Origin of the sequence: Ensifer sesbaniae (assembly GCF_013283665.1) — a bacterium.
GTDB classification, from domain to species: domain Bacteria; phylum Pseudomonadota; class Alphaproteobacteria; order Rhizobiales; family Rhizobiaceae; genus Ensifer; species Ensifer sesbaniae.
This window is the reverse complement of the sequence record NZ_JABEKU010000001.1, coordinates 2,360,442-2,382,376: the sequence shown is the minus strand read 5'-3', so window position 1 is coordinate 2,382,376 and position 21,935 is coordinate 2,360,442. Positions and strand designations below refer to the sequence as shown.

25 protein-coding genes are annotated in these 21,935 nt (G+C 62.8%); 18 read left to right on the top strand and 7 right to left on the bottom strand.

What is annotated here, in order from left to right:
- The first annotated feature begins 230 nt into the window (after positions 1-230).
- The 4 genes from BHMPCIPO_RS11560 (at position 231) to BHMPCIPO_RS11545 (ending at position 4,509) form a co-directional block, all read left to right on the top strand.
- Positions 231-1,304 carry a cyclic nucleotide-gated ion channel gene (locus BHMPCIPO_RS11560; RefSeq protein ID WP_173516877.1) on the top strand — a complete coding sequence of 358 codons (1,074 nt, stop codon included), beginning with the start codon at positions 231-233 and terminating at the stop codon, positions 1,302-1,304.
- Between the two features lie 185 nt (positions 1,305-1,489).
- Positions 1,490-2,335 carry a response regulator gene (locus BHMPCIPO_RS11555; protein ID WP_173516876.1) on the top strand — a complete coding sequence of 282 codons (846 nt, stop codon included), beginning with the start codon at positions 1,490-1,492 and terminating at the stop codon, positions 2,333-2,335.
- Positions 2,336-2,615: 280 nt separating this feature from the next.
- On the top strand, positions 2,616-3,908 hold the full coding sequence (locus tag BHMPCIPO_RS11550; protein WP_312033021.1) for a diguanylate cyclase: 1,293 nt from the start codon (positions 2,616-2,618) through the stop codon (positions 3,906-3,908).
- A gap of 118 nt (positions 3,909-4,026) precedes the next feature.
- Positions 4,027-4,509, top strand: coding sequence for a VOC family protein (locus BHMPCIPO_RS11545; RefSeq protein WP_173516874.1), 483 nt, complete (start codon positions 4,027-4,029; stop codon positions 4,507-4,509).
- A gap of 57 nt (positions 4,510-4,566) precedes the next feature.
- Here the strand turns inward: BHMPCIPO_RS11545 and BHMPCIPO_RS11540 are convergent, their stop codons facing one another.
- Both BHMPCIPO_RS11540 and BHMPCIPO_RS11535 read right to left on the bottom strand, forming a co-directional pair.
- Positions 4,567-5,166 (bottom strand): YdeI/OmpD-associated family protein, encoded by a 600-nt coding sequence (locus BHMPCIPO_RS11540; RefSeq protein WP_173516873.1) that lies wholly within the window; start codon positions 5,164-5,166, stop codon positions 4,567-4,569.
- Positions 5,167-5,568: 402 nt separating this feature from the next.
- Positions 5,569-6,573, bottom strand: coding sequence for a GlxA family transcriptional regulator (locus BHMPCIPO_RS11535; RefSeq protein WP_173516872.1), 1,005 nt, complete (start codon positions 6,571-6,573; stop codon positions 5,569-5,571).
- 532 nt (positions 6,574-7,105) lie between these two features.
- On the opposite strand from BHMPCIPO_RS11535, the gene BHMPCIPO_RS11530 reads away from it, so the two are divergent.
- Positions 7,106-7,846, top strand: a complete 741-nt coding sequence (locus BHMPCIPO_RS11530; protein WP_173516871.1) for an imm11 family protein — start codon at positions 7,106-7,108, stop codon at positions 7,844-7,846.
- A gap of 129 nt (positions 7,847-7,975) precedes the next feature.
- Here the strand turns inward: BHMPCIPO_RS11530 and BHMPCIPO_RS11525 are convergent, their stop codons facing one another.
- Both BHMPCIPO_RS11525 and BHMPCIPO_RS11520 read right to left on the bottom strand, forming a co-directional pair.
- Entirely contained in the window at positions 7,976-8,179 is a 204-nt protein-coding gene (locus BHMPCIPO_RS11525) for a hypothetical protein (RefSeq protein ID WP_173516870.1), read from the bottom strand.
- A gap of 99 nt (positions 8,180-8,278) precedes the next feature.
- Complete coding sequence (locus BHMPCIPO_RS11520; protein WP_173516869.1) at positions 8,279-8,557, bottom strand: hypothetical protein; 279 nt, start codon at positions 8,555-8,557, stop codon at positions 8,279-8,281.
- A gap of 112 nt (positions 8,558-8,669) precedes the next feature.
- Between BHMPCIPO_RS11520 and BHMPCIPO_RS11515 the strand changes: the two genes are divergently transcribed.
- The 5 genes from BHMPCIPO_RS11515 to BHMPCIPO_RS11495 all read left to right on the top strand — a co-directional run bounded on the left by BHMPCIPO_RS11515 (position 8,670) and on the right by BHMPCIPO_RS11495 (position 11,447).
- On the top strand, positions 8,670-9,560 hold the full coding sequence (locus BHMPCIPO_RS11515; RefSeq protein ID WP_173516868.1) for a LysR substrate-binding domain-containing protein: 891 nt from the start codon (positions 8,670-8,672) through the stop codon (positions 9,558-9,560).
- Positions 9,561-9,632: 72 nt separating this feature from the next.
- Positions 9,633-9,848, top strand: a complete 216-nt coding sequence (locus BHMPCIPO_RS11510) for a hypothetical protein (RefSeq protein WP_173516867.1) — start codon at positions 9,633-9,635, stop codon at positions 9,846-9,848.
- A gap of 73 nt (positions 9,849-9,921) precedes the next feature.
- Positions 9,922-10,362, top strand: coding sequence for a VIT1/CCC1 transporter family protein (locus tag BHMPCIPO_RS11505; RefSeq protein WP_173516866.1), 441 nt, complete (start codon positions 9,922-9,924; stop codon positions 10,360-10,362).
- 205 nt (positions 10,363-10,567) lie between these two features.
- Positions 10,568-11,017, top strand: coding sequence for a VOC family protein (locus BHMPCIPO_RS11500; protein WP_173516865.1), 450 nt, complete (start codon positions 10,568-10,570; stop codon positions 11,015-11,017).
- A gap of 193 nt (positions 11,018-11,210) precedes the next feature.
- Positions 11,211-11,447 (top strand): hypothetical protein, encoded by a 237-nt coding sequence (locus BHMPCIPO_RS11495; protein ID WP_173518148.1) that lies wholly within the window; start codon positions 11,211-11,213, stop codon positions 11,445-11,447.
- Between the two features lie 190 nt (positions 11,448-11,637).
- On the opposite strand, the gene BHMPCIPO_RS11490 is transcribed toward BHMPCIPO_RS11495, so the two are convergent.
- A complete protein-coding gene (locus tag BHMPCIPO_RS11490; protein ID WP_246304297.1) occupies positions 11,638-12,294 on the bottom strand; it encodes a GntR family transcriptional regulator in 657 nt (218 codons plus the stop codon).
- Positions 12,295-12,562: 268 nt separating this feature from the next.
- On the opposite strand from BHMPCIPO_RS11490, the gene BHMPCIPO_RS11485 reads away from it, so the two are divergent.
- The 8 genes from BHMPCIPO_RS11485 (at position 12,563) to BHMPCIPO_RS11450 (ending at position 18,986) form a co-directional block, all read left to right on the top strand.
- Positions 12,563-13,987: a M20 family metallopeptidase gene (locus BHMPCIPO_RS11485; RefSeq protein ID WP_173516864.1), complete on the top strand. Its 1,425-nt coding sequence runs from the start codon at positions 12,563-12,565 to the stop codon at positions 13,985-13,987.
- A gap of 29 nt (positions 13,988-14,016) precedes the next feature.
- On the top strand, positions 14,017-14,736 hold the full coding sequence (locus BHMPCIPO_RS11480) for an ABC transporter permease (RefSeq protein WP_173516863.1): 720 nt from the start codon (positions 14,017-14,019) through the stop codon (positions 14,734-14,736).
- A complete protein-coding gene (locus BHMPCIPO_RS11475) occupies positions 14,736-15,458 on the top strand; it encodes an ABC transporter permease (RefSeq protein ID WP_173516862.1) in 723 nt (240 codons plus the stop codon). The genes BHMPCIPO_RS11480 and BHMPCIPO_RS11475 overlap by 1 nt, the downstream gene beginning before the upstream one ends.
- 2 nt (positions 15,459-15,460) lie before the next feature.
- Positions 15,461-16,237 (top strand): ABC transporter ATP-binding protein, encoded by a 777-nt coding sequence (locus BHMPCIPO_RS11470; RefSeq protein ID WP_173518146.1) that lies wholly within the window; start codon positions 15,461-15,463, stop codon positions 16,235-16,237.
- Between the two features lie 70 nt (positions 16,238-16,307).
- Positions 16,308-17,165, top strand: coding sequence for a transporter substrate-binding domain-containing protein (locus tag BHMPCIPO_RS11465; protein ID WP_173516861.1), 858 nt, complete (start codon positions 16,308-16,310; stop codon positions 17,163-17,165).
- 110 nt (positions 17,166-17,275) lie between these two features.
- Positions 17,276-17,614 (top strand): ArsR/SmtB family transcription factor, encoded by a 339-nt coding sequence (locus tag BHMPCIPO_RS11460; protein WP_173516860.1) that lies wholly within the window; start codon positions 17,276-17,278, stop codon positions 17,612-17,614.
- Between the two features lie 60 nt (positions 17,615-17,674).
- Positions 17,675-18,142: an SRPBCC family protein gene (locus BHMPCIPO_RS11455; protein WP_173516859.1), complete on the top strand. Its 468-nt coding sequence runs from the start codon at positions 17,675-17,677 to the stop codon at positions 18,140-18,142.
- A 373-nt stretch (positions 18,143-18,515) separates the two neighbouring features.
- Positions 18,516-18,986 carry a BA14K family protein gene (locus BHMPCIPO_RS11450; protein ID WP_173518145.1) on the top strand — a complete coding sequence of 157 codons (471 nt, stop codon included), beginning with the start codon at positions 18,516-18,518 and terminating at the stop codon, positions 18,984-18,986.
- Between the two features lie 178 nt (positions 18,987-19,164).
- On the opposite strand, the gene BHMPCIPO_RS11445 is transcribed toward BHMPCIPO_RS11450, so the two are convergent.
- Both BHMPCIPO_RS11445 and BHMPCIPO_RS11440 read right to left on the bottom strand, forming a co-directional pair.
- Positions 19,165-19,476 (bottom strand): hypothetical protein, encoded by a 312-nt coding sequence (locus BHMPCIPO_RS11445; protein WP_173516858.1) that lies wholly within the window; start codon positions 19,474-19,476, stop codon positions 19,165-19,167.
- A 379-nt stretch (positions 19,477-19,855) separates the two neighbouring features.
- Complete coding sequence (locus tag BHMPCIPO_RS11440; protein WP_173516857.1) at positions 19,856-21,928, bottom strand: ASKHA domain-containing protein; 2,073 nt, start codon at positions 21,926-21,928, stop codon at positions 19,856-19,858.
- Positions 21,929-21,935: the final 7 nt, after the last annotated feature.

The following is a 21,935-nucleotide window of genomic DNA, read 5'->3' as shown; positions in this document are numbered from 1 at the left end:
ATTCGCCGCAGAAATCGGCGCGGGGCTTGTCTGCGTGATCTGCCGGAAATGGAACTGCATCTTGTCGACGGCGGACATGGCATCTCGACCAAGCGGCCGAACGGATACGCGTGTTCCTATTTTTCACTTCCCTTAAATGAGCATCGATTCAAGAGTAGGATTGTGCTTTAGATCAAGGCGTTGCTGGGTGCCGCGCTGCGTGTGAAGTCGGCGGGCCGCTGGGGGAGTGTATGTCGGCACGGCCTTTGTTGAGGATATCGGATTCTGCCAATGGCCTTTTGGCGGCGGCGGGTCTCATCGTGGTTGCCGCGCTGACCGCGCCGAACTTCGGCGTCGGCGCGCGGCTTGCCCTGGAGGGGGTGCTTGTCGGCATCTGGGGCGTCTATGCGCTGCAACTCACCGACACGCTGGTCGCGCTTCGGACGAAGGACGGTCCTGCGCCGATGTCCGAATTCACGATCGACCTCCTGGCCGTCGTCGTTCCGCTTGCCGGCTTCCTCCTTGCCGGCCCGCAGGATCAGAGCCTTTTTTGCGGCATCTGGCTGTTGAAGCCGCTGCGTCATTCCACCTTCTTCCGGCTGCTGGGCCGGGTCGTGTCACGGGCTGCGCCCAATCTCATCGGCGTCACCTCGCTCTTCGGCATCGTCCTCTTCGGCGCATCGCTGATCGCCTATCTCATCGAGCGCGATGTCCAGCCGGACAAGTTCGGCAGCATTCCCCAGGCCATGTGGTGGGCGGTGGTGACGCTTTCCACCACCGGCTATGGCGACGAGATCCCGCAGACGCTCGCGGGCCGGGTGCTGGCGGGGCTGGTGATGATGAGCGGCATCGGTATCTTTGCGCTCTGGGCCGGCATCCTCGCCACCGGCTTCTTCGAGGAGGTGCGCCGCCAGGATTTCGTGCGCAATTGGCAACTGGTGGCCGCGGTGCCGCTGTTCCAGAAGCTCGGCTCGGCCGCCTTCGTCGAGATCGTGCGGTCGCTGCGCCCGCGGGTGGTGCCGGCCGGCGCCGTCATCTGCCGCAAGGGCGAGGTCGGCGACCAGATGTTCTTCATCGTCGAGGGGCGCGTGAGCATCGCGACCCCATCGCCGACACCGGTCGAGCTCGGCCCCGGCAGCTTCTTCGGCGAGATGGCGCTGATATCGGGCGAGCCGCGATCGGCGACCGTCAGTGCCGCGACCGAAGTCTCGCTGCTGTCGCTCTATTCGGAGGATTTCCAGATGCTGTCGAGCAGCAATCCGGAGATCGCCGAAATCATCCGCAAGACGGCGGAGGCGCGGCGCGGCCAGGCACCCAAGGGCTGATCGCAGCGTTGCGTCGGAAGTGACGGCGAGTCCCGCGCCGGCACGTGCCTCGTCATTTCGCCGGCTGCCATTAACACCAGGGAAAGCCTTTCTCCTCTAGCATGGCGGCTGCAAGTTGCAGTGACTTTGCGGGCATGAGGAACGCTTGGGCGCTGTAGGGGGACACTCTTTCACATAGGCGTTCAATGTCGTTTTTTGGCATTTCCGGAATGTACTATTCCGGCGAATCCCTCGCCGAGCACCGCATCGTGCTGGCCGAGGACTCCAACCTCTTCTCGTCGATGGTGTCGAAGCGGCTGAAAGAGCTGTTCGACATCGATGTCATCGTCTGCCGCGACTATGACGACCTGCAGTTTGCCGTCGAAAACGCGACATTTCCGGCGTCGCTCGCCATCTCCAATATCAATCTCCCGGGGGCGGAGAACGGCGAGGCGCTCAACTACCTGATCGACATGAGCGTGCCGACCATCGTCTTCACCGGCTCCTTCCAGGAATCGACGCGCGAGAAGATCCTCGCCAAGGAGATCGTCGATTACGTCATCAAGGACAGCGTCTTTGCCGTTGACATGCTGGCGGAGTCCGTCTGCCGCTTCCTCACCAACCACGAGCATCACGTGCTGATCGTCGACGACAGCCCGACGGCGCGGGCGCTCTTGACGACGCAGCTCAAGCGCTACAACTTCCGCACCAGCTCGGCCGACAGCGGCGCGGCTGCGCTCGAACTTCTGAAGAATAACCCCGATATCGGCCTCGTCATCACCGACTACAACATGCCCGATATCGACGGCTTCGAACTGACGCGGCGCATCCGCGGCTCCTATGGGCCGCATCAGTTGCGCATCATCGGCGTATCCTCGTCCACCAACCGGCTGCTGTCGGCGCGCTTCCTGAAGGCGGGCGGCAACGACTTCGTCGTTCGTCCCTTCGTCAACGAGGAATTCTACTGCCGCGTCAACCAGAACCTGGACACACTGACGAAAATCCGCACGCTCAGTGAAAAGGTACGGGTTCCGGCGCAGGTATCGGCCTGATACGAGAAATAATCTCCAAAATAATATGGCAAATGGCGCGAACTGCCGCGCTCAGGTTGCCGCATTAACGAAATTGCAATCCGTTCGGTCTTCAATCCGCCGCAACAGGGCGGGGAGCCCGGTCACGCCAGATCACGCCGGCCAAAGGGCCGGTGCGATCAGTGACGGGGTTTGTTCACATATTCGGAGCCAGCGTCACCCCTCGAGGGAAGCACGCCTGCGGCTCGAGAGGGGTTGCAGGGACGTGAGATTGCGCCGCACGCCGGGCCGGGTGAACTCTGTGCAAAAGCACAGCGACAAGCGCATGCTGCTCGTCGAAGATTCCCGGATGTTCGCGACGGCGCTGAAATACGGGCTCGAATCCGTCCACGGCATCCGCGTCACCCATTGCAGCTCGCTCGCGGCGCTCAAGGAAACACTGGAGCAGGCTCCGGAAAGCTTCTCGCTCGCGGTGCTCGATCTCAACCTGCCGGATGCGCCCAATTGCGAGGCGCTCGAATTCGTCCTCGAAAATCAGGTGCCGGCCGTCGTCTTTACCGCGGCCTTCAACGACCATACGCGCGAAGAGATCCTGTCTCGCGGCGTGCTCGATTGCGTCATCAAGCACCAGCCGGAATCGATCAACCTGTTGATCGGCGCCGTCGACCGGGCGCTCACCAACGGCAAGACGACGGTGCTGCTTGCCGATTCCGATGCCGCCTCGCGCAGCGAACTTGCGGGCATCCTGAGAAGGCAGCGGATCGCCGTCTGCGAGGTGGCATCCGCGGCCGATGCGCTGCAGGTGCTCGACAGCGGCGAGGCGGTCGATCTCCTCGTCACCGATCTCGATCTCGCCGACATGTCCGGTGCGGCACTGCTTGCCGAAGTGGAGCGCCGGCAGGGCGACGGCGCGCTGCCGGTGATCGGCCTTTCCGACAGCGGCGATCGAAGGGCGGGTGCTCGTTTCCTGGAGGCGGGCGGCACCGACTTCATCCAGAAGCCGTTCCTCGAAGCGGAATTCAACGGCCGCATCGCGCAGGCCGCCGGCGTGCAGAAGCGCCTGCAGACCCTGCAGCGGCAGGCGGCGAGCGACTACCTCACCGACCTCTACAACCGCCGCCACTTCTTCCTCGCCGGTCCGCGCCTGGTGGAACAGTGCCTGAGGCGCGGCGAGCCGACCGCGATCGCCGTGCTCGACATCGACCATTTCAAGCGGCTCAACGACACCTACGGCCACGAGATCGGCGACATCGTGCTGAAGCACGTGGCCAAGCGGCTTTCGGCGCTGGTGGGCGAGGAACACCTGCTCGCCCGTCTCGGCGGCGAGGAGTTCGGCATCCTCTTCAACGGCTGCGACGTGCGGCGCGCCTTCGCCTTTTGCGATGCGCTGAGGCTGGAACTGGCGAAATCGCGGATCGTTGCCGACGACGAGGAACTGACGATCACCGTCTCGATCGGGCTGGCCACCATCGAGACGGCGGAAGCCTTTGAAAACTACCTGCACGCCGCCGATCAGTTTCTCTACATGGCGAAACATGCGGGCCGAAACCGGGTGATCTCCGAACTCGCGCTGCTCGACGCGCTGGCGTCCTGAAGCCTGTCGCGGGCCGACCGTCACGAAAAATTCACCGCCCAATCTGTCGGCTTGGAACGAAGTCGAACGTCCTTCGGTTATCCGCCCATGATCAAGCGGGACGAAGAGGAGCCGACGGATGAAGAATGTTGTTTCAAATCTCTGGTTCGAGAAGGAGGCGCGCGAGGCGGTCGAATTCTACGTTTCGCTCGTTCCCAATTCGGCGATCACCCGCATCGCCACATTGCCGGCCGAGAGCCCGAGCGGACCGCCCGACAGCGTCAAGATCATCGAGTTCACGCTCGGCAAGCAGGAATTCCTGGCGCTCGAAGCCGGGCCGCTCGATCCGTTCAATCATTCCTTCTCGATCATGATCCAGTGCGACACCCAGGAGGAGATCGACCGGCTGTGGAACGCGATCCTCGATAACGGTGGAGAACCCGAGCAATGCGGCTGGATCCGGGACCGCTGGGGCCTGTGCTGGCAGATCGCCCCGCGTGTGATGGGCGACATGATCGCCCATTCCGACCGTGTGCGCGCCAAGCGTGCGGCGGAGGCCATGCTCGGCATGATCAAGCCCGACATCGCCGAACTGGAACGGGCGTTTCACGGGCAGGTTTAGGAACCGGGAGTGGCTGTCCCGACCGTCATGACGGCGCGCGATGGCGGGGTGGCCGCCTCACTTCCGTCCCTGCGGATAGATCGTTTCGCCGCGCTTCAGCATCTCGACGAAGGTTTCGATCTTCTTCCTTCGCCCTGCCTCCGTCTTCATGTTGTGGGTGCGGAAGGCGAGCGCGAAGCGGTTCTGCTCGCTGAGCCTGGCGAGCATCGCCTTTGCCAATGGCTCGGCGTCGATCGCCGCCTGCAGGTCGTCGGGGATCTGCATGTCCTTGCCGCTGGCATAGGCGCGGTCCCAGCGTCCGTCCGCCTTGGCGGCGTCCACCTGTTTGAGGCCGTGCTCGGTCATGCGGCCTTCCTTGACCAGCCGCGCGACATTATCGACGTTGATCTTACTCCAGACGCTTTTCCTGCCGCGCGGCGAGTAGCGCTGCAGGAAGCTCTTGTCGTCCAGCCCCTTGCGCACGCCGTCGATCCAGCCCCAGCAAAGCACCACGTCGATCGCCTCCTTGGGCGTGATCGAGGGTAGGCCGGAGCTTACCTTGTGGATCTTGATCCAGACTTCGTTTTCGCTTTGATGATGGGCGCCGAGCCAGTCGTAGAAGCTGTCGAAGTCCTTGAACTCGCGGACCTTGGCGGGATTGATGTGGACGGGGGGCATCCGACGGCGTTGCTCCTGATGGTGGCGGTGGGGCGGCAACGGAGCCATGATCCTCCCGCCCGTGCGTGATTCGCAGATGCCGCAAACATTCATAGCTCAGCGGTGCGCGTGCAAGTCTTGCCACGTACAGCGGCCTGGTTCAGGCGCGGCGCCAAACGGCGTGAAACGACAAAACAAGCGCTGAGCGCAAGAGCATAACGGGACCAGCGCATGCCGACCTCACCATTCGTCATCCTCGGGCTTGACCCGAGGATCCATACCGAGTGGCGCAGGAGCATGGATGCTCGGGTCAAGCCCGAGCATGACGGAAGGAGGAGGCGTTGTCGGCCAACGCTGCCTATGCGCGGCCCGGAGCAAAAAGGGCGGAAAACCCCGCCCTTCTGTTTGTTCTTATATCGATCCCTACCGCGCCATCTGCAGCGTCAGCTTGCGGTCGGCGCGCTCCTGCTGGGGCGAGCGGTTGTAGAGTTCGCGGTAACACTTGGAGAAGTGCGAGGCGGAGACGAAGCCGCAGGCAACGGCGACCTCGACCACCGGCATCGACGACTGGATGAGCAAGTGCCGGGCACGGTCGAGGCGGATCTCCAGGTAGTAGCGGGCGGGCGACCGGCCCATCTCCTGGCGGAAAAGCCGCTCGATCTGGCGGCGCGAAAGATCCGCGCCCTCGGCGATTTCCAGAAGCGACAGCGGCTCGGCGAGGTTTGCTTCCATCAGTTCGATGATCGACAGAACCTTGGCGTTCTGGACGCCGAGGCGGGCGCGCAGCGGCAGGCGCTGGCGGTCATGCGGGCCGCGCACGCGGTCGGTCAGCGCCTGCTCGCAGACGCGGTTGACGAGGTTCTCGCCGAAGTCCTGGTCGATCAGGTTCAGCATCATGTCGAGCGAGGCGGTGCCGCCGGCGCAGGTGTAGATGTTGCTGTCGATCTCGTAGAGGTCGGCATAGACCTCCGCCTGCGGGAAGCTCTCGGAAAAGCCCGGCAGGTTTTCCCAGTGGATGGCGCAGCGCTTGCCGGTCAACAGGCCGGCGGAGGCCAGCACATGGGCGCCGGTACAGAGGCTGCCGACGGCAACGCCGCGGTTATAGACCTCGCGCAGCCAGGCGTTCACCGACTTGTTGTTGAAGTCCTCGACATAGATGCCGGAACAGACCAGCACCATCGACGGGCGATTTTCGCCGCCCAGGAACTTGCGTTCATCGGCGAGCGACGAATTGACCTCGAGCGCGATGCCGCTCGAGGAGAAGACCTTTTCGCCGTCGGTCGAAGCGAGGCGCCAGGTATAGGCCTCGTAGCCGAGCATGCGGTTGGCGATGCGGAGCGTTTCGATCGCCGCCGAAAAGGGCAGCATGGAAAAGTTCGGCACCAGGAAGAAGACGAGAGAACGCTTTTTGGTCAGTGGCTTGTTCATGAGGCTTCCCATGCTTGGCGATGCGGGTATATTCGTCGCTTGGAAGATACTCTTCGGCTTGTCTATTTGCGACATTGACATGGAAAGCCGCGACCGCAAAGTGATTTCGCATTGCGACATCGGGCGGCAAAGGGCGGTTCAGTGGATCTTTCAGGCTTCTGTAAGGAAAGCGACAGTTTCTCCAGCGTCGCTGACGTTATCTGACAAGAACTGCCACAGATACGCAATAATCACAAAGTGAGCGCAAAAGTTGTGTTTGCCGATTGCGACGTTTTCGATACGGGAACGGGGTGTCGGTATGAGGCAAGTCGCGCGCCGCTGCTCATGCTTTGGACTTGCTGCAATGACAACCCGGACCCGCGCCAGCGGATCAGCCAAAAACGCTCTCAGCCTGTCCTTGGGGCTCCGGCGGGCGGATCGAAAGCAAATCGCCGACTTGGGATTCTCAGCTCTTCAATCAAACCGGGTCCTGCGTGGGCGAGACAGGCACCGCTTGTATTAGCAAATGTTGAATGGTAGTGATTGCTGTCGCATGCAATCAACGGTCGGTGGCGCTGCCTTAGAGCACTTCACGGCGCGGTGCCGCACCTCGTCCGGAGGGTTGCTCCTGACGTCTCTGAAACATTCGGGCGGGGGCATTGCCGGTATGGCGCAATCGAAAAACGCCCGGGTATGGGCCAGCCGCGCTTTCATGGACTCAACACGGATCAAGGGGTTTACCGCCGATCCGCTGCCGACGGGCATGAGCCTCGGCCAGATGGCCAAATTGAACGAAACGGGCGAGCGGATGTCCGCGGAGCATTTTCCGAGGGAGATCTTCGCCAAATATCCGGACAAGAAGGAAAAGAAGCAGGCGGATCTCGTTCTGGCCGCAGGCGCGGTGGTGGTTTCGGCGGCCTGTGCTGATATCCTGCGGCAATTCGACCTCGGCCATTCCTCGCTCTATCCGATCAAGCTTCTCCAGCACGACCGCAAAACGCCGGTGGAGGGCGAGTATTTTTGTCTCAATATTGGCGAGCGCAAGGATGCGTTCCTTCCTGAATTGTCGCGGGGGGTCACGACCCTCGGCTCCGGGAAACTGCTCGTCCGATCCTATCTGCCTGATGATGACGTTGCCGTCAGCCAGGCCGCGCTCAAGGGCCCCGACCTGTGGGTGAGTCCACCATTGATCCGCCTATTCTTCTTAAGTAATCGGCTCACCCAAGCGCTGCGAGCGGCAAAAATGAGCAGGGTCTTTGGTTTCCGCGCCTGCCGCATCGTCGAAGCTGACTAATCCTCCGAGGGTTGGGTCTCGCTCTCGAAGGGTGCCGGTCAAAAGTAGAAGGGCACCGCCTTCTTGGCGATGCCCTTCATGGGTATCAAGCATTTCGTCTCGCCCTTCGAGGGCAGCTGACGCCATCCTTCATTGTTCCGTCTTATGCACCGCGTCGTCGACCGACGGGAAGCCGATGTCCTTCAGCGTGTCATAGGACAGGTTTTCGAGCGCCCGTTCCTGGCGGTGACGCTTCCACGCCGCCCAGGCGCGGACGCGCAGGTTGAAGAGACCCGGAAGGGACGAGTGGGAGGATGCCCGTTCCGAGGCCGATGAAAAATGAGTGTTGGACATTTCATGGCTCCTTCTGAGTTTCTCAGCAGGTCGCGACCATGACGCTATCTATGGCGCAACCTGATCTATCATTCCAACGAATATGTTTGATGCTTTTCATCAAACATGGTGATTGATCGAAGGGTCTGCAAACATCACGTCGTCGCGCACTCTCCTCGGCAGTTTGGCCAGTTCGCGCTCGGTTTCCACCCGATTCCTGGCAATTTGCGTCCGGCGCCGGCGGCTCGCGATACCTTCGAGCATGGCGATCACGTGATTGAGGGCGGCAAGCACCATGTCCGTGCTACGTCGCTCTTGATATTCTGCCACCATCCGCGAGCCGGCGGTGTTACGCAGGGAACGGTTGGGCGTGGCGATGACAAGCTGGGCGGCGGACATGGGTTTCTCCTTCCTTCGTCGTCCTTGAGCTTGACTATCGGCCATTGGTGATGTTCAATCAAACGAAATGAAGTGAACTAATCTTTCAGTTTTTCTGATCGAGGATGCCGCCATGAACATGATGATGCGCCACGCGCTTCCGCTTCTTGAAATGGACGTGCTGAAGACCTTCGTCGCCATTGCCGAGACCGGCAATTTCACCACCGCCGCCGAGACCGTCTACCGCACGCCGTCTGCTGTCTCGATGCAGATCAAGAAGCTCGAGGAGATGCTGAGCTGCACGCTCTTCCTGCGTGACGCCCGCTCGGTGACGCTGACGCCGAAGGGGGAAACGCTGCTCGGCTATGCCCGTCGGCTGCTGTCGCTCAACAATGAAACGGTGTCGCGCTTCCTGCTGCCGGACATGAACGGCGTCGTGCGCGTTGGTGCGCCCGAAGATGTCGGCGAGCGCATCCTGCCGGAAGTGCTGAAGCGTTTCGCAGAGTCCTATCCCAACGTGACAATCGATGTGTCGATCGGCATGAGCAACGCCATGCGCAAGAAGGTCGACGAGCATCGGCTCGACATCGCGATCTTCAACAGCCTGACCGAGGGAACGCCGAAAAACGGTGAAATCCTGATGCAGGAGAAGCTGGTCTGGGCCGGCGCCAAGTGCGGCAACGCCCATCTCAAGGATCCGCTGCCGGTCTCGATGTGGGAGGATGGCTGCGTCTGGCGCGCCGATGCGGTGGAGAAACTGTCGCGCGCGGGCCGCAAGTTCCGCATAGCCTTTCTCAGTGCCTATACGACCGGCCAGCGCGCCGCCGTTCTTGCCGGCCTCGCGATCGCGCCGCTGCCGCGCTACCTCGTCCAGGGCGAAATGGTGCAGCTCGGGGAGCGCGACGGCCTGCCGGATCTCGGCCACTACAATATCGGCCTGCAGGTGATCAATGATGCACCGGCGCCGGTGCTGGCGGTGGCCGACCATGTGCGTGACGCTTTCGCCGAACTGCAGATGCAATAGCGAGGCCGCATGCGGTTTGTGGTCTCCCGGGCGCTGCCGGCAGCCCTTCCGCCTCCTGGGAGACGTTGATCCTTGAGCGACCAGCCGCGCCCTGTTCTCGATCCGATCGATCGCCTCTCGGAGATCATCTTCGGGCTGCTGATGGCGCTTTCCTTCACGGGAACGATGAGCACGGTCACGGGCGGCGAGGGCGGGGTCAATGCGGTGCTCGCCGCCGCCCTCGGCTGCAACATCGCCTACAGCGCCGCGCGTCTTATCGGACGCGCAAAGGTCGCTGTAGTGCTTTGAAGTGCTGCATGTTTTTGTCCTTTAATCGGCTACGATTAAAGGAAACATGCAGTAGGGCATCGTCGATGGCGTCATGTATGTGCTGACGGCGGCGGTCGAGCGGGTGCGGCGCCGTGGCTTTCTCGATGCTCTCCGGCGCGAGCCGCTTGATCGTGCCCGTGAGATGTTCCTGGAAAACCTGCCCGACGACGTGCGCCGCGTCGCCTCGCCGAAGGAGACCGAGGCGCTGCTTATCCGGGTGAGGGCGCTTGCTTCCGACCCCAGGCACCGGGCGGTCACCGGGCATGACGTCAAGGCGGCTTTCGCTATCTTCCTGCTCGTCGTCACCTCGACGCTGCCGCCCAGCATCCCATTCCTTTTGATCGACGATGTCGCCTTGGCGATGCGCGTCATGCTGTTCGCCGTCGGCGCGCGGCTCGGGCAATATATGGGTCGCAGCCCCTGGCCGATGGCCTTTGCGATGACGGCGATCGGCGCCGTTCTGGTGGCGGTGACGATCCTGTTTGGGGGGTAGCTTCGCGGCAGGGCCGCGCGCGAGGCGATTGCAAGAGGCGTTCCAATTCATGGAGCCCTCGCCGCCGGTCCATGGCGCCAGATTTAAGGGTGGAACCAATCCGTCGGTGTGTGCCCAAGTGTGCGCAAAGATCCCTATCGGCCGACAGCAGCCCTTTTGCTTTCCCGGCCAATCTGTACGATTGCCCCTTTGCCAGGATAGCCGCATGAAGCTCGCACACATCAACTTGGTCGCCCGCGACGCGGATGCGCTCGCCGCGTTTTACGTGAACGTCTTGAAATGCGAGCCCCTTCGGGACCCCAGGATGTTGTCTGGAGAAAAGGTGTCGAGAGGCAATGGGATTGCCAACTGCGAGATCTACACGATCTGGCTCAAATTCCCCGCACTCGACCGCCCCTTTCTGGAAATCCATGAGCACAGGACCATGTATGATCGGAGCCAGCCAAGGGTGAACGAGCCTGGCTTTGGACACCTGTCATTCCAGATGGAGGATATTCGCGTTGCGCTGTCAGCGATCATTCAGGCAGGTGGCAGCCAGATTGGCGAAATCACGGACTTTGGGACGACGGATAAGCCGTATCTCATTGCTTATGCACGCGATCCTGAGGGGAACATTCTCGAGCTTGAACAGACCCGTAATGAGCCGAGCAGATGACCGCGTCTGGCGCGAAGTAGCCGTGCCGTCTCGACCGAAAGGGGCTTGCTCCCGGTCTGCTTCCGGAACCCGCATATCGAAAGCGGACGCGCTGCTCCAATCCATCGTCACCCATTGACGTTGGCATTTTTCTTCACAATAGGGTCAAGCTGACGAAGGTGGCGAGCGCCAGCCACACAGCAACAGGAGTGTAATCGTGAGCGAACCGACCGTAGCCGATGCAACAAACCGCATTTATGAATCGCTGCAGGCGGACAATGCCGACATCGACTTGCATATTGCGACCCTCAAGGCAGCGTTGACGCGGGCGGGTTTGAAGGAAGCCGTATTCGACCCGGCGAGGCTCGTGCAGAACAATCGTTCTGGCAGGAAGCTGATGCAGGCATACTTTCGCCAGCGCGGCGTGACGGTGAATTTCTCGGCTTCGTGAGACCTTCCCATGACGCCAAACGGGGGCCCAGCGTGACGGCTGACCTGATTACCCTCGTTGGGGGCCCGACAGCGAGCTTGGCTTCGTACTCCAACTGAAGTGCCGCGTCCGCCGTCGCCTGCGACGGACCGGATGCGGTTGGCCAACCCGCCGGTGCGCCTGACCGGCGAAGCGCCGAAAAGCTAGAGGCTCAGGCTTTGATCGGCGCCTGGCGGATGTGGATTTCGATCAGCCGCTTCAGTTCGGGGAGATCCCTCGCTTCCAGCGCGTCGACCATCAGATGGTGCTCGCGCGCCGATTGCTCGATGCGTGCCCGTGTGCGCCATTGCGAGACCGGGGCTGACACGGTTCGCTGGCGGATTTCGGCGACGACCTCCACGAGTTCGGAATTGCCGGCAAGCATGAGAAGGGCGCGGTGGAAGGCGAGGTTGGCGTCGTAGTGCTCCATGATGGAGCCGCGGAACGACATTTCGTCGAAATGACGCGCGAGCCCGCGCAGCTCGGCAATGGCCGCCGGCGTGACATTGGCGATCATCCGGTCCGCAACGCCCGTCTCCAGGATCACGCGGATATCGCTGATCTCCCGCGTGCGCTGGTCGTCGAGCTCATAGACCTGATAGCCGCGGTTCGGATTGTGCTGCACCAGTCGGCGCTGCGACAGGCGGTCGAGCGCCCGGCGCACCTCCGGCCGCGTGCAATCGTAGCGGCGCTCCAAGTCGATCTGCTTGAGCCAGGTGCCGGCTGGCAAGGTCCCGGTCAGGATGTCGTGCAGCAACAGGTCGGTGACGTCCTTCTTCTCCTCGGGTTTCTCCTCGGGCGCCAGCATTTCCGTCAGATCGTCGCTCATTTCTGCCTTACACTCTCTTTCCGTCTGTCGCCGCCGTCCGTTGCCGAAGCATCGCGCACCGCGCGTTTCTGCGGCGGAATTGGCTCCATTTTTGGAGAAACTATGATGCTGTCCTGAACAATTCAATGCGGGAGAACGGTGTTCCACGCCAGCCTTTCGCCCTTGTGCACATCGAGTCGAATTGTTTCAGGAGCCTCTTGTGTATCCAAAAATGTTATCGTAAATTGGCACCAATTCTGGTTACTATTGTTGCGGAAGTCAAGAAACGATGAAAAATGCCGATGCCGTCTGGGACCTCCTCGAAGCCAAGCGCGAGCGGTTTTTCGCGCTCAGCGACCGGGTCTGGGATACGCCGGAAACCAACTACGAGGAATTTCGCTCGTCGGCGGAACATGCGGCGGTGCTGGAGGCCGAGGGTTTCCGCGTGTCGCGCGGCATCGCCGGCATGCCGACGGCGCTCATGGGCGAGGCAGGCGAGGGCGGACCGGTCATCGCCATACTCGGCGAGTTCGATGCCCTGCCGGGCTTGAGCCAGGAGGCCGGCCTTGCCGAGGAGCGGCCGCTCTCCGACGGCGGCAACGGTCACGGCTGCGGACACAATCTGCTCGGCGCCGGCTCGATGATGGCGGCAACCGCGGTCAAGGACTATCTCGCCGCCCATGGCATCAAGGGGCGGGTCCGCTATTACGGCTGCCCGGCGGAAGAGGGCGGCTCGTCCAAGGGGTTCATGGTGCGCGCCGGCGTGTTCGACGATGTCGATATCGCCATTTCCTGGCATCCGGCACCCTTTGCCGGCGTCAATAACCCGATCTCGCTTGCCTGCAACGAGCTCGACTTCCGCTTCAGTGGCCGCGCGTCGCATGCTTCGGCTGCACCTCATCTTGGCCGCAGTGCGCTCGACGCGCTCGAGCTGATGAATGTCGGGGTCAACTATCTGCGCGAGCACATGCCGTCGTCGGCGCGGATCCACTATGCGGTGACGGACACGGGCGGCAGCGCACCGAACGTGGTGCAGGCCCGGGCGAAGGCGCGCTATCTCGTCCGTGCCCGCAGCCTGCCGGAACTGCTCGATCTCGTCGAGCGGGTCCGCAGCGTCGCGAAGGGCGCTGCCCTGATGACCGGCACCACGGTCACGGACGTGATCGTCAGCGGCGACGCCAACCTGATCGGCAATACACCGCTGGAAGCGCTGATGCATCGTCAGCTCGAGCAGCTGGGGCCGCCGCAGTTCGACGAGGACGACCGCAGGATCGCGGCAAGATTTCAGGAGACCTTCACCAACGAGGATATCGCCTCCGCCTTCGAACGGTTCGGGCTGAAACTGCGCCGCGGCATTTCCCTCTGCGACACGATCTTTCCGCCCGGAAACGGCGCCGGCACCCTCGTCGGCTCCACCGATGTCGGAACGGTGAGCTGGGTGGTGCCGACGGTGCAGATGCGCGGCGCAACTTACGCGATCGGCACGCCCGGGCACTCCTGGCAGCTCGTCGCGCAAGGCAAGCTGCCGGCCGCCCACAAGGGCATGGAGCATGCGGCCAAGGTGATGGCGAGCACGGCGGTCGCGCTGATCCTCGACCCCTCGCTTATCGCCGCCGCCAAGGCCGACCATGCGGCGAGACTGGACGGCACGCCCTTCGTCAATCCCATTCCTGATGACGTCGATCCGCCGATCCCCGGGGTGAGCCATGGTTAGTCAATCGACAAGCGAAGGGAGGCGCTGCGATGACTGAGCCCGGTTTTCTTGACATCATCAGCTTCGGGCGGGACGGCTGGGGGCCGGTGCTGGCCGCCGGCGCGTGGATGACGATCCTGATCGCGATCGCCGGTTTTGCGATCGGCGGCGTCATCGGCATCTTCGGCGCCTGGGCGAAGATTTCCGGCGGTCCGGTCGTCCGTGGCTCCGCCGAAGCCTTTACCACCGTCCTTCGCGGCATTCCCGACCTCTTGGTGATCTATCTCTTCTATTTCGGCGGCAGCGCCGTGGTGACGGCGGTCGGCCAGTTCTTCGGCCAGGAGGGCTTCGTCAGCTTTCCGGGCTTCCTTGCTGGCGCGCTTGCCGTCGGCATCACCTCCGGTGCCCAGCAGACCGAGGTCTATCGCGGCGCCTTTCGCGCCGTGCATCCGGGCGAGCTGGAGGCGGCAACCGCCTGTGGCATGGGACGGCTCCTCAAATTCCGCCGCATCACCGCGCCGCTGACGCTGCGCCATGCGCTGCCGGGCCTCGGTAACGTCTGGCAGGTGGTGCTGAAGGAATCGGCGCTGGTCTCGGTCACCGGTGTTGTCGAACTCTTGCGCCAGGCGCAGATCGGTGCCGGGTCGACCAGCCGCCCGTTCGATTTCTTCTTCATCGCAGCAATGATCTATCTCGCCATTTCCACCGTCTCGGGCCTGGTTCTCCAGGTCACCGAACGACGGTTCTCGCGCGGCGTCAGGAGGGGCTGATGGACATCCAGTTCGCTCTCGAAACCTTCTGGAGCCTGCTTTCGGCCCTGCCGCTGACGCTGAAGCTCGCGGCGACGTCAATTGCGCTTGGCTCAGTGCTGGCCCTTGGACTGGCGCTTGCGCGTCTCTCCGGCAATCTCGCGCTCGATCTCTTTGCCCGAGCCTATGTGTTCCTGTTTCGCGGAACGCCGCTGCTCGTGCAGATCTTCCTGATCTATTACGGCCTCAGCCAGTTTCCGGCGGTGCGTCACAGCATCTTCTGGCCGCTGCTGCGGGAACCCTACTGGTGCGCGGTGCTGGCGCTGATGCTGAACACGGCCGCCTATGCCAGCGAGATCATCCGCGGCGGGCTGCTTTCCGTGCCGCACGGCCAGGTCGAGGCGGCACGGGCCTGCGGCATGGGGCGTTTCATGATCTTCCGCCGCATCGTCATGCCGCAGGCGCTTCGCCAGGCGCTGCCCGGCTACGGCAACGAGATGATCTCCATGGTCAAGGCGACCTCTCTCGCCTCGATCATCACGCTGATGGAGATCACCGGCGTTGCCGCCAAGATCATTTCGGAGAGCTACCGGGTGATCGAGGTCTTCGTCGTCGCAGGCGTCATCTATCTCGCCATAAACTTCGCGCTGACCCGGCTCGTCGCCTTCGCCGAACACCGGCTGAACCCGCAACTGCGCCCGCCGCTGCCGATCTCCGCCGAACTCAAGGGAGAAGCCCATTGAACATGTCCGCCGCCGTCACCGCACCGGTCGCCATCCGCGTGCACGACCTTCACAAGAGCTTCGGTCCCGTCGAGGTCCTGAAAGGCGTGTCGCTCGACGCGCGCGAGGGGGAAGTGATTTCCATCCTCGGATCCTCCGGCTCCGGCAAGTCGACGCTGCTTCGCTGCATCAACATGCTGGAAGTGCCGAATTCGGGCACGATCGAGGTCGCCGGCGAGGCGATCCGGCTGAAGACGCTGAGTGACGGTCGCAGTCGCCCGGCCGACCAGAAGCAGGTGGATCGCATCCGCTCCGAACTCGGCATGGTGTTCCAGAGCTTCAATCTCTGGTCCCACAAGACGGTGCTTGAAAACGTCATCGAGGCGCCGGTGCATGTGCTGAAGCGACCCCGGGCGGAAGCGATCGAGGAGGCGGAAGCGCTGCTTGCCAAGGTCGGCATCGCCGACAAGCGCAATCACTATCCCTCGCACGTCTCCGGCGGCCAGCAGCAGCGCGCCGCGATCGCCCGCGCGCTCGCCATGCGCCCGAAGGCGATGCTCTTCGACGAGCCGACTTCGGCGCTGGACCCGGAGCTGGTCGGCGAGGTGCTGCGTGTCATGCGCGGGCTCGCGGAGGAGGGGCGGACCATGCTGGTCGTCACCCACGAGATGGGCTTTGCCCGCGACGTCTCGAGCCGCGTCGTGTTCGTGCACAAGGGAACGATCGAGGAGGAGGGCCCGCCGGACGAGGTCTTCACCCGCTCCAGGTCCGAGCGGTTCCGCCAGTTCATCAAGAGTTGAAGTCTGCCGTCAACGGCAGGCGGGCTCCAACAATCAAAGCAATCAACATCCACAAAAGGGGAATGCTGTAATGAAGAAAACGACCGCAATCATCGCTTCGGCGCTTGCCGTGGCCGCGGGACTGATGTCCATGCCGGCGAAGGCCGAGGACAAGAAGTGGACGAAGGTGACGATCGCCACCGAAGGTGCTTTTCCGCCCTATAACCTCACCAAGGCCGATGGCACGCTCGACGGTTACGAGATAGAGCTCAGCAAGTATCTCTGCGATCACATGAAGGTCGAGTGCACCATCATCGCTCAGTCCTTCGACGGTCTGATCCCGGCGCTCAACGCCGGCAAGTTCGATGCGATCATGGCCGGCATGTCGGCGACGGAGAAGCGCAAGGAAGTCATCGACTTCTCGATGTCCTACGGCAGCACCGGCCAGGCATTCGCGACGCTGAAGGGCGGCGAGCTCGAAACCCTGCCGATGAAGGGCGAACTCTTCTCGCTCGCCTCCAACGAGGCGGGCGCCCGCAAGGCGGTCGACGAGTTGAAGCCGCTCGTCGAAGGCAAGACCATCGGCGTCCAGACAGCCTCGATCGCTGCCCGTTTCATCGACGAATATCTGAAGGACGTCGTCGAGGTGCGTGAATACAAGACGACCGAGCAGCACGACCTCGATCTCGTCGCCGGCCGCGTCGATTTCGTCATGGCATCGATGGGCTATCTGAAGACCGCGGTCGAAAAGCCGGCCAACAGCGACATGGTCATCGTCGGCCCTCGCTTCCAAGGCGGCTTCCTCGGCGCCGGCAGCTCCGTCGGGCTGCGCAAGAGCGATCCTGAACTGAAGGCGCTGTTCGACGACGCCATCGCCGCGGCGAAGGCCGACGGCACCATCAAGCGCCTCTCCGAAAAGTGGTTCGGCTTCGACCTGACGCCGCAATAAGGCCTGCCCCCACCCTCGGATCCGGGCGCCGCGCATTCCGCCGAATGCGCGGCGCTTTCGCGTTGGGGGCATCGAGCTTGACTTTCATAAGTCTGCCCTTATGATAAGCCATGACTTATGAAGGAAAAGTACTGGCTGCGCTGGCGGATCCGACGCGAAGGGCGATCTTCGAGAAGCTTGCCAAAGGGCGCTCCTCCGTCGCCGACGTCGCCCGCTCCTTGCCGGTCTCGCAGCCGGCGATTTCTCAGCATCTGAAGGTGCTGAAGGAGGCGGGGCTGGTCAGCGACGAGCCGCTGGGCCAAAGGCGCATCTATTCGATCGATCCGGCGGGGCTCGGCCCGCTTCGGCAATGGCTGGATCGTTTCTGGGAAGATCAGCTTGCCGCCTTCAAGGTGCTGGCCGACAGCGACGAGGCTTCGGGAGCAGGGCCGAGGAAACCGGAACGATAGGGCGGAAGCGATACGGTCGGCGCACATCCGCTGACATCGTGAGCAATGGGAGGAAAGCACATGCATAGGATCGAGCCGGCGCCGGTGGTGAAATCCGTAACCGTCGGCGCGCCGCCGGAGCGCGCCTTCGAGATCTTCACGGCGCGCATGGGCGACTGGTGGCTGAAGACCCATAGCCTGACGGCGAGCGGCCAGAAAACGGTCGTCGTCGAGCGTGCCGACGGCGGACGCTGGTACGAGATCGGCACCTCGGGCGAGGTGAAGGAATGGGGGCGGGTGCTCGCTTACGATCCGCCGAAGCGCATCCTCTTCGCCTGGCAGCTCAATGCCGATTGGACCTTCGATCCGGATTTCGAGACGGAGGTGGAAGTGACCTTCGAACCGACGGCGGAGGGCGGCACGACCGTGCGGCTCGAACACCGCGACCTCGCCAACTACGGCGCGAAGGCGGAGGTGGCCCGTGCGTCGCTCGATTCCGAAGGCGGCTGGGCAGGGCTGCTCGGGGCCTTTGCGGCGAAGGCGGCGTGAGGTTTCGGCCGACTGGTTTTGGCGCCGCCCCGAGGCGATTCGCGACTGAACTTGTTTCGGACACAATCGCTCCCTATATAGCCGCCATCGGCATTGCTGATGAGCGCTGAGTTTCTCGCCGCTCGCAATTGCCGCGTCGCTTTAGACTTTTGACCACGGATGTACTGGCACTGGTGTAAGAGCGATGATGAGGAAGGTCGGTGCGGTTTCGCCCCGGCCTTTTTTGTTGAGCCCACTACGCAATGACGGATCGTCATCTGGCCATGCGCTTCCGCCGCTTTAACGCTCGACGCTGTGCCAAGCCGCGCACGTTCATCTGAGGTTCATGGCGGATTTCGGAAAATGGCCCGACGAAAAACAGTTGGATGATATCATGAAAAAAATAGGTGCAGTCCTCGTAGCCGCCGCTACGGCACTGTCGGCGGTCTCGGCTGAGGCCGTGCCCATGTCTCCCGTTTCGGTGGGGCAGTCCGCTTCCAAGCCGGTCGAGCTGGTCCACCACAAGCCCGGTCATTACGGCGGCCCGCCGCACAAGCGCGGCTACAACGGCTATCGCTACGATGCAGGTCCTCGATACGGCTATTACAATGGCTACCAGGGTTACCGTTACCGTCGCGACGGATACCGTCGGCACAGTGACGGCTGGTGGTATCCCCTGGCCGCATTCGGGGCAGGCGTAGTCATCGGTGGCGCGATCGCATCGCCACCCCGCAGGGTCTATTCCAACGCGCCGTCAGCACATGTCGAATGGTGCTACGACCGCTATCGTTCATACAGAGCCTACGACAACACTTTCCAGCCGCATTATGGGCCACGCCAGGCATGCGTGTCGCCGTATTACTGACCCGCACGCCCGATTGACGGCGACTGCCTTCAACCGCCGTCACCGCCCCCTTGGCAGTGACGGCGGTTCAAAAGTTTCGGGAAGGCATGGACATTGGTGGGCGCCGTCCGCTGACGCGGATCAATCCGACGGCATGCTCCCACGAGGAGCGGGGGCCGAAGAGCGTTGCGGCGAGCCGCTACTTCGTCGGCGTCGGCCGCACCAGCGTGACCACGCGCGGCTTCGAGGGCGCATCCAGCCATTCGATCCACTTGTCCCGTTCCTCGATAGTGTCGAAGAACCGCCAGAGCTTGTAATCTTCCTCGGTGGTCTGCAGCATCTCGCCGATCGAGACGAGTTCCATCGGCAGCTCCACCTCGTTGCCGTCGAAGCGGATGAAATAGATACCTTCGGCGGCGGGACGAATGACCTGCCCGGTGCCGTAGGTGCCATCGGGATCGTCGACGGTGAAGTACATGCCGGTCAGAGTGTCGAAAATTTTGTCGCTCATGGGTCTTGGGTGCCAGTTCAAAAGATGCGGTTCATCAGACCGTCGCTTGCTGCCGGAATTAAGGCAAGCTGAAATCTCCAGTATCCACGTCTGCTGAAGGGTATGCGGCCCATACGTCGGCCCCTCATCCCGCTGCCGCGACCTTCTCCCCGCAGGCGGGGAGAAGGGGCGTGCCGTGCCCGCCCGTATCTTTCTTATCCGTTTGTGATGACCGCCATCTCGATAGTTGCAGTCGTTATGGCAAGCGTGCTGCGGTCTCGTTCCCTCTCCCCGCCTGCGGGGACAGGGTTAGTCCTCGGGTTGAACCCGAGGAGAGGGGCAGATTCTCGATGTCATCCCATGAGGCAAAAAAGCGACTGCGTCCCGAACGGTGCCGGTCCTACTCCCGGCTCCGCCGCCGCCGTCTGCCGCCGCCGTCACCTTCATCGCTGCTCACCTTGCGCTCCGGCAAAGTTACCACCGTCGAAAGCTTCGGGAAGGCGTCGACCTTGTTCGGCAGTGCCATGGCGTTGACGAAATGCTCCTGAAATTTCGATTCAAGCGCCGTCTCTATCTTCTCGATTCTGCTGACGGTTTGCTCGATCTCGCGGCGGTGGCCGCGGTTGAGGAGCGCCATCAGCGCACCGGTGCCGGCGGCGTTGCCGACGGCCTTTACTTCGTCGAGGTCGCAGTCCGGGATGAGGCCCAGCACCATCGCGTATTTCGGGTCGATGAAGGAGCCGAAGGCGCCGGCGAAGCGAATGGTGTCGACATGGTCGACGCCCTGCTTTTCCATCAGGAGCTTGATGCCGGCGTAAAGCGCGGCCTTGGCGAGCTGGATCGCGCGGATGTCGTTCTGGGTCACGGTGATGCGTTGTTCGCCGTCATGCAGCAGGTAGGAGAAGGTGCGGCCGTTCGGGATGATGCGCGGGCTTCTTGCAGCCATGGCGCCATCGACGACGCCGTCCTCAGAGATTATGCCGGAGAGATACATCTCGGCGACGATCTCGATGATCGCCGAGCCGCAGATGCCGGTGACGCCGACACTGGCGGCAGCCTCGGCAAAGCCTTCCTCGTCCGACCACTTGTCGACGCCGATCACCCGGAAGCGCGGCTCCAGCGTTACGGGGTCGATGCGCACGCGCTCGATCGCGCCCGGCGCGGCGCGCTGGCCGGAGGAGATTTCCGCACCTTCGAAGGCGGGGCCCGTGGGCGAGGAGGCAGCGACGACGCGGTTCCTGTTGCCGAGCACGATTTCGGCATTGGTGCCGACATCGACGAGCAGCATCATCTTGTCCTGGCGGTAGGGGCCTTCCGAGAGCGTGGCGCCGGCTGCATCGGCGCCGACATGGCCGGCGATGCAGGGCAGCATATAGAGCCGGGCGCCGCGGTTGACGTCGATCTCGAGCTCATGCGCCCAGTATTGCAACGCGCCGGAGACGGCGAGCGCGAAGGGCGCCTGGCCGAGTTCCGTCGGATCGATGCCGAGGAACAGGTGGTGCATGATCGGGTTGGCGACGAAGACCATGTCGAGAATGTCGTGACGGTCGACCTCGCCTTCGGCGCAGACCTTGCCGATGAGGCCGTTGACCGCCTCGCGCACGGCCTTGGTCATCGCCTCGCGCCCATCCGGGTTCATCATCACATAGGAGACGCGGCTCATCAGGTCTTCGCCGAAGCGGATCTGCGGGTTGGAAGCGCCCGAGGAGGCGGCGATGCGGCCCGAAAGCAGCGACACCAGATGCATGGCGATCGTCGTCGAGCCGATGTCGCAGGCCACGCCATAGGCCTCGTTCTTCAGGCCCGGCCAGAGGCCGACGATGAAGGGGCGGGAGGAGTCCATGTCGCGGTGGATGGCGGCGGTGACGGCCCAATTGCCCTTGCGCAGGATGGTTTGCACCTGCGGGATCAGGTGCGGCGCGATCAGGAGATCCTTCCAGCCCCAATCCTTCTCCAGCATCACCTTCAGCCGGTCGAGGTCGCCGAGCGGCTTGTGCATGTCGGGCTCGTCCACCTCGACATAGCAGAGCTGGACGGCGGCATTGCGCTCGATCACCCGGTCGGTGGCGGCCTTGCGCACAACCTGGGCGTTGATGACGGTGTCCTGCGGCACGTCGACGACGAGATCGCCGAGGATCTGGGCGGAGCAGGAGAGGCGGCGGCCCTCCGGCAGGCCGCGGATCTTCTCGTAACGCTCTTCCTTGGCGCCCTTTTCCGAAATGTGCTCCAGCGAGGAGACGATCTTGTGCTTGGCGAAATTGCCTTCCTGCACCTCGATCTGACAGCGGCCGCAGGTGGCGCGCCCACCACAGACGCTCTCCACATAGACGCCGAGCTTGCGCGCGGCATCGAGAACCGGCGTACCAACGGGGAAGCGGCCGCGCTTGCCCGAAGGCATGAACAGCACCAGAGGTTCCTTTTGCGCGGCTTCGGTCATGTTGGTCTCGATCTCGGAAGTGCCTTCGATGCGCATGCTTCAG

Excerpts from the sequence above, each read along its gene's own strand:
- BHMPCIPO_RS11560 (WP_173516877.1), top strand. The coding sequence starts at position 231 with ATGTCGGCACGGCCTTTGTTGAGGATATCGGATTCTGCCAATGGCCTT.
- BHMPCIPO_RS11555 (WP_173516876.1), top strand. The coding sequence starts at position 1,490 with ATGTCGTTTTTTGGCATTTCCGGAATGTACTATTCCGGCGAATCCCTC.
- BHMPCIPO_RS11545 (WP_173516874.1), top strand. The coding sequence starts at position 4,027 with ATGAAGAATGTTGTTTCAAATCTCTGGTTCGAGAAGGAGGCGCGCGAG.
- BHMPCIPO_RS11540 (WP_173516873.1), bottom strand. The coding sequence starts at position 5,166 with ATGCCCCCCGTCCACATCAATCCCGCCAAGGTCCGCGAGTTCAAGGAC.
- BHMPCIPO_RS11535 (WP_173516872.1), bottom strand. The coding sequence starts at position 6,573 with ATGAACAAGCCACTGACCAAAAAGCGTTCTCTCGTCTTCTTCCTGGTG.
- BHMPCIPO_RS11530 (WP_173516871.1), top strand. The coding sequence starts at position 7,106 with ATGCAATCAACGGTCGGTGGCGCTGCCTTAGAGCACTTCACGGCGCGG.
- BHMPCIPO_RS11525 (WP_173516870.1), bottom strand. The coding sequence starts at position 8,179 with ATGTCCAACACTCATTTTTCATCGGCCTCGGAACGGGCATCCTCCCAC.
- BHMPCIPO_RS11520 (WP_173516869.1), bottom strand. The coding sequence starts at position 8,557 with ATGTCCGCCGCCCAGCTTGTCATCGCCACGCCCAACCGTTCCCTGCGT.
- BHMPCIPO_RS11515 (WP_173516868.1), top strand. The coding sequence starts at position 8,670 with ATGAACATGATGATGCGCCACGCGCTTCCGCTTCTTGAAATGGACGTG.
- BHMPCIPO_RS11505 (WP_173516866.1), top strand. The coding sequence starts at position 9,922 with ATGTATGTGCTGACGGCGGCGGTCGAGCGGGTGCGGCGCCGTGGCTTT.
- BHMPCIPO_RS11500 (WP_173516865.1), top strand. The coding sequence starts at position 10,568 with ATGAAGCTCGCACACATCAACTTGGTCGCCCGCGACGCGGATGCGCTC.
- BHMPCIPO_RS11490 (WP_246304297.1), bottom strand. The coding sequence starts at position 12,294 with ATGAGCGACGATCTGACGGAAATGCTGGCGCCCGAGGAGAAACCCGAG.
- BHMPCIPO_RS11485 (WP_173516864.1), top strand. The coding sequence starts at position 12,563 with ATGAAAAATGCCGATGCCGTCTGGGACCTCCTCGAAGCCAAGCGCGAG.
- BHMPCIPO_RS11480 (WP_173516863.1), top strand. The coding sequence starts at position 14,017 with ATGACTGAGCCCGGTTTTCTTGACATCATCAGCTTCGGGCGGGACGGC.
- BHMPCIPO_RS11475 (WP_173516862.1), top strand. The coding sequence starts at position 14,736 with ATGGACATCCAGTTCGCTCTCGAAACCTTCTGGAGCCTGCTTTCGGCC.
- BHMPCIPO_RS11470 (WP_173518146.1), top strand. The coding sequence starts at position 15,461 with ATGTCCGCCGCCGTCACCGCACCGGTCGCCATCCGCGTGCACGACCTT.
- BHMPCIPO_RS11465 (WP_173516861.1), top strand. The coding sequence starts at position 16,308 with ATGAAGAAAACGACCGCAATCATCGCTTCGGCGCTTGCCGTGGCCGCG.
- BHMPCIPO_RS11460 (WP_173516860.1), top strand. The coding sequence starts at position 17,276 with ATGACTTATGAAGGAAAAGTACTGGCTGCGCTGGCGGATCCGACGCGA.
- BHMPCIPO_RS11455 (WP_173516859.1), top strand. The coding sequence starts at position 17,675 with ATGCATAGGATCGAGCCGGCGCCGGTGGTGAAATCCGTAACCGTCGGC.
- BHMPCIPO_RS11450 (WP_173518145.1), top strand. The coding sequence starts at position 18,516 with ATGAAAAAAATAGGTGCAGTCCTCGTAGCCGCCGCTACGGCACTGTCG.
- BHMPCIPO_RS11445 (WP_173516858.1), bottom strand. The coding sequence starts at position 19,476 with ATGAGCGACAAAATTTTCGACACTCTGACCGGCATGTACTTCACCGTC.
- BHMPCIPO_RS11440 (WP_173516857.1), bottom strand. The coding sequence starts at position 21,928 with ATGCGCATCGAAGGCACTTCCGAGATCGAGACCAACATGACCGAAGCC.